Annotated in this window: 1 protein-coding gene; it reads right to left on the bottom strand. The window is 75.6% G+C overall.

The genetic code is table 11. From position 1 onward, the window contains the following. Window positions 1–9: 9 nt before the first annotated feature. Window positions 10–13,272 (bottom strand): type I polyketide synthase (locus ACWDAG_RS40150; RefSeq protein WP_450700502.1); only part of this gene is annotated, 13,263 nt, incomplete at its 5' end.

Raw genomic sequence — 13,272 nt, 5'->3', positions numbered from 1 at the left:
GCGCGCTCCTCAGGCCATTCCGAAGTTGTTGTCAAGGAGTTCGAAGAGTTCGTCGGCGCTGGCCGAGCCGATGTCCTCGGTGTCGGAGGTCCGGTCCTCGGGCGTGGTACGCCGGGCCCAGACCCGCAGCAGGTTCTGCAGGCGGGGCCCGATGTCGTCGGCGCCGGGGGCGCCGGGGTCCGCCGCGGTCAGGGCGGCCTCCAGGGCGTCGAGTTCGGCGAGTGCCGGTGCGAGGGGGTCGGGCAGGCCGCACAGTCCTTCGTGGAGATGGTCGGCCAGGGCCAGTGGGGTGGGGTGGTCGAAGACGGCGGTAGCGGCCAGCGGCAGGCCGGTCGCGGCGCGCAGCCGGTTGCGGAACTGCACGGCGAGCATCGAGTCGAAGCCGACCGCGGAGAACGCCTGGTCCGGTGGGACCGACTGGCGGTCGGTGTGGCCCAGGACGGCGGCCGCGTGGTCAGTGACCAGATCCAGCAGAAGCCGTCGGCGGGCCGGTTCGTCCAACGGCGCGAGCCGTGCGGCGAGTTCACCGGCACCGGTCTCCTGGTCGCCGGACGGGGCGTCGGTGGTGGCTTCCGGCAGTTCGGCGAGCAGACGCAGCGCCCGGTCCGTCGGTACGGCGGCGACGACTCGGTCCCATTGCACGTCGGCCAGGACGGGATCGGGCTCGGCACCTTGCAGGGCCTGGCTCAGCGCCCGGGCGACCGTGTCGGCCGGGAGGGGACGCTCGGTCCGCGCGGACCGTGGGTCGAGTCCGCCGACGGCCATGAGGAAGCGACGCCCGCCCGAGGCCCGCAACAGTGCGCGCAGACCGGCGTAGGCGCTGGTGGACGCGGCTTCACGGGCTGCCCCCCAGACCCCGTCGAGCGGGCACAGGACGGCGACGGCGGTCTCGGGAGCGATCAGTTCGACGAGGTCGGGGACCGGGCCGAGTGTCTGGCGGACGGTCTGCTCCAGTGTCTCGGGGGTGAGGTCGGCGAGGGCCGCCCCGGGTGCCGCGGGGGCGTCGGCCAGGTGGACGACGGCCGCCGGCGGTGCCTCGGCGGGCAGCGCGGACAGCAGCCGGGGCAGGTCGGTGAGGGACTCTTCGACGGTCAACGAGGCGCCCAGTGCGGCGAGTTCGTCGCGCAGCCCGGCCGGCGGCTCGCCTCCGGTGGCAAGGACGACGTGCCGGGCACCGTCGGCGGCGAACCGGCGGGCGATGTCCGCGTCCAGCGCTCCCGTGCCGCCGGTGACCAGCACGGTGCCGCCCACCGGACTCCAGCCGGGAGATGCGGGTGCCGCGGCGGGCGACTCACGGACCAGACGTCGTACGTGGGCGCCGTCGGCGCGTACGGCGAGGTGGTCGTCCTCGTGGCCGCCGGCCAGCAGGACCGCGAGCCGCCGCACCTCGTCGGGCCCTGGGGCGGCGGGCAGGTCGGCGATGCCGCCCCAGCGCTGCGGCTGCTCCAGGCCCAGGACCTGACCGAGGCCCCAGAGCCGGGCCTGGCCCGGGTGGGTCAGGGGTTCGTCGGGGTGTACGGCGACGGCACCGCTCGTCACGCACCACAGCGGGGCCGGGGCACCGCGGGTGTCGAGTGCCCGCAGGAGTTCCAGGGTGGCGGTGAGGGTCGCCGTACTGCCGGACGCGGAGCGTTCGTCCAGTGCCAGCAGGGACAGCACACCGGTGTCGGTGGGGCTCGCGGCCTCGCTCACGGCGCGGAAGGTGTCGCCGGGGGAGGCCGGGTCCGTGACGACGGTCCGCACCCGAGCCCCTCCACCACCGAACCGCAACGCCTCCAAGCAGGCACCGGCCTGCGGGCTGTCCGCGTGCCCTTCGGGCATGACCACCAGCCAGTCGCCGGTGGGTGCGGCGGCGGGCGGTTCGGGCAGCGGCTGCCAGCGCAGTCGGTAACCGAACGTGTCCAGGGCCCGCTGTTCCTCGCGGGCGCGGCGCCAGCCGGACAGGACGGGCAGCACCTCGCGCAGTGCGGGACCGAAGCCGTCGGGGGCGTCGCCCGGGTCCGCGCCGAGGGCGGCGGCCAGCCGGGCCGGGTCACCCTCGGCGACGGCCGCCCAGAAGGCGCCGTCCACGGGGGCGTCCGCCTGCGTTGCACGGCCCGGGCTGGGCAGCCAGTAGCGGGTGCGCTGGAAGGCGTACGTGGGCAGGTCGACCCGCTGAGCGCCGGGGGCGCTGTGGAGCAGCAGCCGCGGCCAGGCCACCTCGGCACCGGCGGTCCAGGCCTCGGCGAGCGAGGTGAGCAGCCGGTCGGGGCCGCCGTCGTCGCGCCGGAGGGTGCCGACGGCGGTGGCGGGGCGTCCGGCGCGGTCGGCCGTGCCGTCGACGCCGGCGGTGAGCACGGGGTGCGGGCTGGTCTCGACGAACAGGTCGTGTCCGTCGGCGAGGAGCCGGTCGGTGGCGCGGTCGAAGGCGACGGGTTCGCGGAGGTTGCGGTACCAGTAGTCGGCGGTCAGCCGCGTTCCGTCGATCCGTTCGCCGGTGACGGTGGAGTACAGCGGCACGTCGCCCGGTCGGGGCCGTACGGCGGCCAGGGCGGTGAGCAGGTCGTCGCGCACCTGTTCCACCTGGGCCGAGTGGGCGGCGTAGTCGACGGGGATGAGCCGGGCGCGCACGCCGTCCGCCTGGCAGGCGGCGACCAGGGCGTCGAGTGCGGCGGGCTCGCCCGCGGCCACGACGGCGTCGGGGCCGTTGACCGCGGCCACGCAGACCCGGTCCCCGAAGGGAGCGAGAAGGGCGCGGGCCCGTTCCTCGCCGACGGCGAGGGAGGCCATGCCGCCCGCCCCGGACAGTTGGCGCAGCGCCCGGCTGCGCAGTGCCACGATCATCGCCGCGTCCTCAAGGGTCAGGACGCCTGCCACGCAGGCGGCGGCGATCTCGCCCTGGCTGTGTCCGACCACGGCGTCGGGCCGCACCCCTGCCGCCTGCCACTGCGCGGCGAGCGCGACCATCACGGCGAACAGGGCGGGCTGGACGACGTCGACCCGCTCCAGGTCGGCGGCGCAGCCCAGGACTTCCCTCAGGGACCAGTCGACGTGCGGGGCGAGGGCCCACTCGCACTCGGCGATCCGCGCGGCGAACTCCGGTGCGCTGTCGAGCAGTTCGACGGCCATACCGGCCCACTGCGAGCCCTGGCCGGGGAAGACGAACGCGGTCCTGCCGGCACCGCGGGCCCGGCCCTGAACGGGCGCGGCCGGCCCGTCGGCCAGCCCGTCGAGGGCCGCCAGAAGCCGGGCGCGGTCCGCACCGATCACCGCGGCGCGGTGGGGCAGGGCGGCCCGGGTGGTCGCCAGGGTGTGGGCGACGTCGGCCGGTGCGAGGTCCGGGTGTGCGGTCAGGTGGTCATGCAGGCGGCGGGCCTGGTCACGCAGGGCGGCCGGGGTACGGGCGGACAGCAGCCAGGGCAGCGGCGCGGAGGGGGTTTTTGCCGGCACGGCCGCCTGCCGCTCGGACTGGGGAGCGGACGCGGCTTCCGCCGGGGTCAAGGGCCCCTGCTCGGTATACGCGGCGACCACCTCTGCCGAGGCTGCGGGCGTGCTGCCGGCCGCCCCCACCGCCGCGTCCGGGGTCTCAGCCGACTCCAGGACCACGTGCGCGTTGGTGCCGCTCATGCCGAAGGCGGAGACGCCGGCGCGTCGGGGGTGGCCGGTGTCGGGCCAGGGGCGGGCGCGGTCCAGGAGGCGGACGGTGCCCGGCGACCACTCGACCTGCGGGGTGGGCGTGTCCGCGTGCAGTGTCCGGGGCAGCAGGCCGTGCCGCATGGCCAGGACCGTCTTCATCACGCCGGCGACGCCGGCGGCGGCCTGGGTGTGTCCGATGTTCGACTTCAACGACCCCAGCCACAGCGGTCGTTCACGCCCCTGCCCATACGTCGCGAGCAGCGCCTGGGCCTCGACGGGATCGCCGAGGGCAGTGCCTGTGCCGTGCGCCTCGACCGCGTCCACGTCCTCGGCGTGCAGGCCCGCGCTGGTCAGTGCCTGGCGGATGACCCGCTGCTGAGCCAGCCCGTTGGGGGCGGTGAGCCCGTTGCTGGCGCCGTCCTGGTTGACGGCGGTGCCGCGTACGACGGCGAGGACCGGGTGGCCGTTGCGGCGGGCCTCGGAGAGCCGCTCGACCAGGATGATGCCCGCTCCCTCACCCCAGCCGGTGCCGTCGGCGCCGTCGGCGAACGAGCGGCAGCGGCCGTCGGCCGAGAGTCCGCCCTGCTTGCCGAACTCCACGAAGACGTCCGGGGCGGCCATCACGGCGGCGCCCCCGACGAGCGCGAACGAGCAGTCGCCGGAGCGCAGGGCCTGCCCGGCCAGGTGCAGGGCCACCAGCGAGGAGGAGCAGGCGGTGTCCACCGTGACCGCCGGCCCCTCCAGGCCCAGGGTGTAGGCGATGCGGCCGGACGCCACGCTGGTGACGTTGCCGCTGAGCAGATGGCCCTCCACCTCGTCGAGGGCGGCACCGGGCCCGGTGCCGTAGCCCTGGGAGGCGACGCCGACGAACACGCCGCCCCGGCTGCCGCGTACGGAGAGGGGGTCGATGCCGGCGCGTTCCAGCACCTCCCAGGAGACCTCCAGGAGCAGCCGCTGCTGCGGGTCCATGGCCAGCGCCTCACGCGGGGAGATCCCGAAGAAGGCGGCGTCGAAGGCGCCCGCCTCGTCGAGGAAACCGCCTCCGGAGGTGGGAAAGGCCTCGGCCGCCCCCCAGCCCCGGTCGGCGGGGACCGGGCCGATGGCGTCCACCTCGTCGGCCAGGAGCCGCCACAGGTCCTCGGGGGTACGCACGCCGCCCGGGAAGCGACAGGCCATCGCGAGGACGGCGAGGGGGTCTCCCGCGAGGTCCGCTTCCGGTACCTCCACGGGAGGCTCGGCGTCGGCGTCGGTGCCGGTGAGGTCGGCGTGGATGCGGTGGGCCAGGTCGGTGCCGGTGGGGTGGTCGAAGAGGGCGGTGACGGGCAGGTTCAGGCCGGTGGCCTGCACAAGGCGGTTGCGCAGCTCGACAGCCGTGATGGAGTCGAACCCGATCTCGCGCAGCGGGCGTTCGGGATCGACGCGGTCCGAGGAGGCGTGGCCCAGGATGTGTGCCGCCTCCTGGCTGACGAGTTCGACGAGCAGCCGCCGGCCCTCCGCCGCGGGCAGAGCGGCCAGTCGCTCCTGCCAGGATTCCGTGTGTTCCTGCCGGTCACTCGGCTCCTGCGGCTCGACCGTCACCGGTTCCAGCAGCGGGCTGGGCCGCGCGGAGGTGAACACCGGCACGAACCGCGCCCAGTCCACGTCGGCCACCACGGCGTGGGTCTCGCCCGCGCCGAGGATCGCGCCGAGCGCGCCGAGCGCGACAGCGGGCGGCAGTCCGGTCAGGCCGTGGCGGCTCAGCGCGGCGCCCGCCTCGCCCGCGGCCATTCCTGTGCCCTGCCAGGGCCCCCAGGCGATGGAGGTCGCGGGCAGGCCGACGGCCGTGCGGCGCGCGGCGAGCGCGTCGAGGTGCGCGTTGGCGGCGGCGTACGCGCCCTGGCCGCCGCTGCCCCAGGTGCCGGCGATGGAGGAGAACAGCACGAACGCGTCGAGGGGTGTGTCCGCGAGCAGGTCGTCCAGGTGGTCGGCGCCTTCGGCCTTGGCGGCGAGTTCGGCGCGCAACTGCTCGGGGGTGCAGTGCTCGATGCGCGTGTCGGTGACCGTTCCGGCGGCGTGGAACACCGCGCGCGGTGTGCTGCCGTCCGCGCGGAGCCGCTCGAGGAGCGCGCCGAGGCGGGAGCGGTCGGCGACGTCACAGGCCTCTATCGTCACCCGGGCTCCCGATGCCTGGAGTTCCGCGCGGAGTTCGGCCGCTCCCGAGGCCTGCGGGCCGCGCCGCCCGGTCAGCACCAGATGCTCGGCACCCCGCGCGGCCAGCCAGCGGGCCACCTGGGCGCCGATCCCGCCGGTGCCGCCGGTGACGAGCACGGTGCCCTGCGGTGCCCAGGTGGACAGGGCGGCCGGGGCCGCGGGCACGATCCGGCGTCCGAGCGGACCGGTCCGCCGTACGGCGATCTGGTCCTCGGGACCGGCCCCACCGCTCAGGCAGGCGCACAGCGTGCCGAGGGCGGCGGCGTCGGGACGCTCGGCGAGGTCGACGAGACCGCCCCAGCGGTCGGGGTGTTCCAGCGCGGCGACCCGGCCGAGGCCCCACACCTGAGCCTGCTCGGGGTCGGGTGCCTCGTCCGGCCCGGTCGCCACCGCGCCGGACGTGACGCACCACAGCCGGGCCCGGCTGCCGTGATCCGCGAGGGCCTGGAGCAGACGCACCGTCAGCGGGAGTCGCCCGGTGAGGGACAGGACACCCGTGATGCCGTCCGAAAGGTGCTCGGTGAGTTCCGGCCCCGTGGTGTCGGCGGTGGTGCGCAGGACGGTCACCCGGGCGCCGTTCTCGCCGAGGGCGCGGCCGCAGGAGGCGACGAGATCGGCGTCGGCGTCGTCGGGTGCGACCAGCAGCCAGGTTCCGTCGAGGCGGCCCGCGGCGGGGGCGGGCAGCGGCCGCCAGTCGACGCGGTAGTGGTGGCGGGCGGCCTCGGCCTCCTCCTCGTGCCGGGAGCGCCAGGCCGTCAGCGCGGGCAGGACCTCGCTCAGGGGCGCGTGCTCCGTGAGGCCCAGCGACTCGGCGACGGCCGGGGCGTCGGCGCCGCCGATCAGGTCCCACAGGGGGTCGGTGGCGCCGGGCGGCGTGGGCTGCGGCCAGAACCGTTCGTGCTGGAAGGGGTAGGTGGGGAGGTCGACGTGCCGAGCGGACGGCGCGCTGCCGGCGCCGGCCGGCCAGTCCACCGGCACGCCCCTGACGTGGAGTCGGGCCAGGGCGTCCAGGACGGCGGGGCCCTCGGGGCGGTCCTTCGGCAGCAGCGGGATCGCCTCGCCGCCCGGAAGGCACTCGGTCAGCAGGGCCGAGAGAGCGCCCCCGGGCCCGGCCTCCACGAAGGTCGTGGCACCCGCCTCCGCCAGCGCCCGGACGCCGTCGAGGAAGCGCACGGTGCCCCGCACGTGCCGCACCCAGAAGTCCGGGGACGCGAGTTCCTCCGCGGTGGCGGGCCTGCCGGTCAGGTTGGAGACCACGGGGATGCGCGGTTCACCGTACGACAGTCCTGCGGCGACCTCGCGGAAGGCGTCGAGCATGCCGTCCATGCGGGGTGAGTGGAAGGCGTGGCTGACGGACAGGCGCCGGGTGCGGCGGCCCCGGGCGCGGAAGGTCCCGGCCACGGCGAGGACGGCGTCCTCGTCGCCGCTGAGCACGACGGACCGCGGCCCGTTGACGGCGGCGACCGCGACGCCGCCGTCCAGGTGGGCGGCGACCTCGTCCTCGGCGGCCTCGACGGCCACCATGGCGCCCCCGTTGGGGAGTTGGTCCATCAGTGCGCCGCGTGCGGCGACCAGGGCGCAGGCGTCGGGCAGGTCCAGGACTCCGGCGACGTGTGCGGCGGCCAGTTCGCCGACCGAGTGCCCGAGCAGCAGATCCGGTACGACGCCCCAGTGGCCGAGCAGCCGGAACAGGGCGACTTCCAGGGCGAACAGGGCGGGCTGGGTGTAGCGGGTGCGGTCCAGCAGGCCCGCCTCATGAGTGCCCTCTGCGGCGAAGAGGAGGTCGTGCAGGGGCACGTCGAGGTGCGGTGCGAAGTGGGTGAGCACCTCGTCCAGGGCGTCGGCGAACACGGGCTCGTCCCGGTAGAGGCGGGCACCGGCGGCGGGCCGCTGGCTGCCCTGGCCGGGGAAGAGGAACGCGGTGCGGCCGGTCGCGACGGTGCCGGTGAGCAGTGCGGTGGCCGGTCCGCCGGCGGCCAGGGCATCGAGGGCGGAACGGACCGCAGTCGGGTCGTCGGTGGTGACGGCGGCGCGGTGGTCGAGGGCCGAGCGGCCGACGGCCAGGGCGCGGGCGACGTCGGGCAGCGGGAGGTCGGGGTGCGCGTCCAGGTGGGAGGCGAGCCGGGCAGCCTGGGCGCGGAGGGCGGCCGGGGTGCGTGCGGACAGCAGCAGCGGCAGAGGTCGTACGGGCTGAGGGCTCGCGGACTGGGGCCGTACGGGCTGGGAGTCGACGGTCTGAGGGCTGACCGGCTGGGGCTGCCGGTCGGCCGGGCCGGTGGGCGCCTGCTCGATGATCACGTGGGCGTTGGTGCCGCTGATGCCGAACGAGGACACGCCCGCGCGTCGCGGCCGGTCGGTCCGCGGCCACGGCGTCGCCTCGGTGAGCAGCCTCAGCCCGGCGGTGTCCCAGTCGACGTGGGGGCTGGGTTCCGCGGCGTGCAGGGTGGCGGGCAGGACGCCGTGGCGGAGGGCGAGGGCCATCTTGATGACGCCGGCGACACCCGCGGCGGCCTGGGTGTGACCGATGTTGGACTTCACCGAGCCGAGCCGGACCGGACGGTCGGCGCCCCTGCCCTCGCCGTACACGCTCCGCAGGGCCTGGGCCTCGATGGGGTCGCCGAGGCGGGTGCCGGTGCCGTGCGCCTCCACCGCGTCGATGTCGTCGGGTGTGAGGCGGGCGTCGGTGAGCGCGGACCGGATCACGCGCTGCTGCGCCGGTCCGTTCGGGGCGGTGAGTCCGTTGCTGGCGCCGTCCTGGTTGACGGCGGTGCCGCGCAGCACGGCGAGCACGCGGTGGCCGTGGCGTTCGGCGTCGGACAGCCGCTCCAGGAGGAGCATGCCGACGCCCTCGGCCCAGCCGGTGCCGTCGGCGCCCGCGCCGAACGCCTTGCAGCGGCCGTCCGGGGCGAGGCCGCGCTGCCGGCTGAACTCCACGAACAGCTTGGGTGTGGTCATGACGGTGACCCCGCCGGCCAGGGCCTGCGCGCACTCGCCGCGCCGCAGGGCCTGTGCGGCCAGGTGCAGGGTGACCAGCGAGGAGGAGCACGCGGTGTCGACCGTGAGGGCGGGTCCGTCCAGGCCGAGCGCGTAGGACACCCGGCCGGACATCACGCTGGCCGTGTTGCCGGTCAGGGCGTGCCCCTCGGACACGTCGGGGGCACCGTCCAGGCGCAGCGGGTAGTCCTGGCCGTTGGTGCCGACGTACACGCCGACGGGCCGGCCGCGCAGGGAGGCCGGGTCGATGCCTGCGTGCTCGACGGTCTCCCAGCAGGTCTCCAGCAGGAGCCGCTGCTGGGGGTCCATGGCGAGGGCCTCGCGCGGGGAGATGCCGAAGAACTCCGCGTCGAAGCCGCCGACGTCGGTGAGGAAGCCGCCGCTGCGGCTGTAGGTGGTGCCGGGCCGGTCGGGGTCGGGGTGGTAGAGCCGGGCGGTGTCCCAGCCGCGGTCGGCCGGCCAGTCGGCGATGACGTCGCGCCCCTCGCGCAGCAACTCCCAGAAGGCTTCGGGGCCGTGGGCGCCGGGGAACCGGCAGCCGATGCCGATGACGGCGATCGGTTCGTCGTGCGCGTCCGTCGGAGCGGTCCCCGTGGTGCGGTCGTCGGCATCCGGGCCGGCGTCGCCGGGGGCCAGTTCGGTGAGCAGGCGGGCGGCCAGGGACTGGGGTGTGGGGTGGTCGAACAGCACGGTCGCGGGCAGGCGCAGTCCGGTCGCGGCGCCGATGCGGTTGCGCAGTTCCACCGCGGTGAGCGAGTCGAAGCCGAGCTCGGCGAAGGCGCGGGCGGCCGGGATGTCGGAGCCGGCCCGGTGCCGCAGTACGGCCGCCGCGTGGGTGCGGACGAGGTCGGTGACGTACCGGACGCGTTCGGCGGCGGGCAGGGCGGCGAGTTCGCCGCGGACCGGGCGCTCCTGCGGAGCCGGGGCCGCCTCGGTGGTGCCGGAGGGCAGCTCGCTGAGCAGCGCGGTGCCGGGCAGCGCGACGGCCTGCTGGAAGCGGTCCCAGTCCACGTCGGCTACGACGGCGAGCTCGTCGCCGTCCGCCAGGGCGGCGGAGTAGGCCCGGACGGCGTCCTCGGGGTCCATCGCGGCGATGCCGAGGGACTTCAGGCGCTCGGCCGTCTCGGCCTCGACCAGGCCGCCACCGGCCCAGGCGCCCCAGGCGACGGCCGTGCCGGGCAGCCCTGCCGCCCGGCGCTGTGCGACCAGGGCGTCGAGTGCGGCGTTGGCGGCGGCGTAGTTGCCCTGGCCCGCGCTGCCGAGGACGCCCATGAAGGAGGTGAAGACCACGAAGTCGGCGGGCTCCAGCGCGGCGGTGGCCTCGTGCAGCGCGCGGGCGGCGGTGACCTTGACCCGCATCAGCGTGGCGAGCCGGGCGTTGTCGAGGGTGTCGAGGGTGCCGTCGTCGAGGACTCCGGCGGCGTGGATCACGCTCGTGAGGGGCGACTCGGCGGGGACGGTCGCGAGCAGCGCCCGCAGGGCCGACTCGTCGGCCACGTCGCAGGCGGCGATCGTCACCCGGGCGCCCAGTTCGGTGAGTTCGGCGTGCAGTGCGTCGGCTCCGGGGGCGGCCGGGCCGCGCCTGCTGACCAGCAGCAGGTGGTCGGCGCCGCGTGCGGCCAGGTCACGGGCCACATGGGCGCCGACGCCGCCGGTTCCGCCGGTGACGAGCACGGTGCCGTTCCGGGCCGGGCTCTGCGCGACCTCACGGCGCCCGGCCACGGGCAGGATCCGCCGCCCGAACGCACCGGAGGACCGCACCGCGACCTGGTCCTCGTCCTTCACCCGGGCCAGCACCGCGCAGAGTCGGCCACCGGCCCGCTCGTCCACCTGGACGGGCAGGTCCACGAGGCCGCCCCACTGGTCCGGGCGTTCCAGTGCGACGGTCCGTCCGAGCCCGGCGACGGCGGCCTGCGCCCATGCGCCGGGCTGCTCGCCGCCGCCGACGGCGACCAGGCCACGCGTCGCGCACCACAGGGGCGCCGCGATGCCGCTGTCGCCGAGCGCCTGGACCAGGGCGAGGGTGAGCGCCAGGCCGCCCGGCACGTCCGGGTGGGCCGGGTGCGGGCGCTCCTCGTCGGCGAGCAGCGACAGCACTCCGGCGACCGGGCCGTCGGCCACGGCGGCACGCAGAGCCTCGGTGAGGAAGGGTCGGTCGTCGTCCGGGCCGGACACGGTGACGACGACCGGGTCGGCGCCTGCGGCGGCCAGTGCGTCGACCACGTCCTGGCCGCCGGTGTGCTGGGGACGTACGACGATCCAGCGCCCGTTGAGGGTCACCGGCGCGGCGAGGGAGAGGGGACGCCATCCGATGCGGTAGCGCAGTGCGTCGGCACGCCGCTCGCGCAGCCGTCGCTCCCGCCAGGCGGACAGCGCGGGCAGAACTTCACCGGCGGCGTCGGGAGCCACGCCGAGGGAGCGGGCGACGGTCCCGGTGTCCTCGCCCTCGATCTCCTGCCACAGCCCGGCGTCGGCCGCATCGGCGGCGGCCCCGGGGGCCGCGGCGGTGGGCGGGTTGAGCCAGTAACGGCTGCGCTGGAAGGGATAGGTGGGGACCTCGACCGTGCGGGCTCCGGTGCCGTCGAACAGAGGCTTCCAGTCCACGGGCACGCCGTGGGCGAACGCCTCCGCCAGCGACCGCACGACGCGCGGCATGCCGCCCTCGCCGCGCCGCAGGGTGCCGAGCGCTACGCCGCCGGTGTCCTGGACGGTCTCCGACACACCCATGGTGAGCACCGGGTGCGGGCTGACCTCTACGAAGGCGGTGAACTCCGCGGCGGCCAGGGCACGTACGGCGGGTTCAAAGCCGACGGTCTCGCGCAGGTTGCGGTACCAGTAGTCGGCGTCCATGCCCTCCGTGTCGAGCCATCCGCCGTCGGCGACCGTGGAGTACACGGGGATACGGCTCTTGGCGGGACGCAGTCCGGCCAGAGCGTCGAGCAGTTCCTCGCGGATCTCCTCGACGTGGTCGGAGTGGGAGGCGTAGTCGACGTCGATGCGCCGGGCGCGTATGCCGTTGGTCTCGCAGTACGCGAGCAGGGCGTCGAGGGCGGCCGGGTCTCCGGAGACGACAGCGGACGTCGGGGCGTTGAGAGCGGCGAGCGCGAGTCCCGGACGTTCCGCGACGAGTTCGCGCACCTGGTCGGGCGGCAGGGCGAGGGAGACCATGCCGCCGCGACCGGCGAGCGCACCCAGCGCCCGGCTGCGCAGGGCGACGACCCGCGCCCCGTCCTCCAACGACAACGCACCCGCCACCACCGCGGCAGCGATCTCCCCCTGACTGTGCCCCACCACCGCATCGGGAACGACCCCGAACGACCGCCACACCTCCGCCAGCGACACCATCACCGCGAACAGAGCCGGCTGGACCACGTCCACGCCCTCCCAAGCCCGCCCCGACCGCACCTCCTCCACCAACGACCACTCCACGAAGGACGCCAGGGCCGCCTCGCACTCGGCCATCCGCGCCCCGAACACCGGCGAGGAATCCAGCAGTTCGGCCGCCATCCCCGCCCACTGCGACCCCTGCCCCGGGAACACGAAGGCGACGGAGCCGGTGACAGCCGCCTCGCCCTCGGCCACGTCCGCGCTGGGGGAGCCTGCGGCCAGCGCGGTGACCGCGTCGACGGTGGTCTGCCGGTCGGTGCCGCACACTACGGCGCGGTGGTCAAAGAGGGAGCGCGTGGTCAGCAGGGAGAGGCCCAGGTCATGGAGAGGGGTCCCGCCTTCGCTCAGGAACGGGAGCAGCCGGCTCGCCTGGTCGCGCAGCGCTTGCGGCGTGCGGGCGGAGAGCACGAGCGGCACAGGCCGGTCGTCCGGGGCGACGGGTTCGGGGGCATCACCGGGAGGGGCCTCTTCGACAGAGGCCTCTTGGGTGAACTCCTCAAGGATGACGTGGGCGTTGGTGCCGCTGATCCCGAACGAGGACACACCCGCCCGGCGCGGACGCTCCCCGTCGGCCACCCACTCCCGTTCCTCGGTCAGCAACTCCACACGCCCCGCCGACCAGTCCACATGCGGCGTCGGCTCCCCCACATGCAACGTCCGCGGCAACACCCGATGACGCAACGCCTCGACCATCTTGATCACACCGGCCACACCCGCAGCCGCCTGCGTATGCCCCACATTCGACTTCAACGACCCCAACCACAACGGCCGTTCACGCCCCTGCCCGTACGCGGACAGCAACGCCCGCGCCTCGATCGGATCCCCCAACCGCGTCCCGGTGCCATGCGCCTCCACCACATCCACCTCGGACGCGGCAACCCCCGCAGCCGCCAACGCCTCCCGGATCACCCGCTCCTGCGCCGGACCGCTCGGCGCCGTCAACCCGTTCGACGCCCCGTCCTGATTCACCGCCGACCCACGCACCACCGCCAACACCCGATGCCCAAGCCGCCGCGCATCCGACAAGCGCTCCAGCACCAGCACACCCACACCCTCGGACCAGCCCGTACCGTCCGCCGACGCCGA

Source organism: Streptomyces sp. NPDC001157 (genome assembly GCF_053598255.1).
Note: the sequence above shows the minus strand (reverse complement) of the source record. Positions and strands in the feature narration are given on the sequence as shown.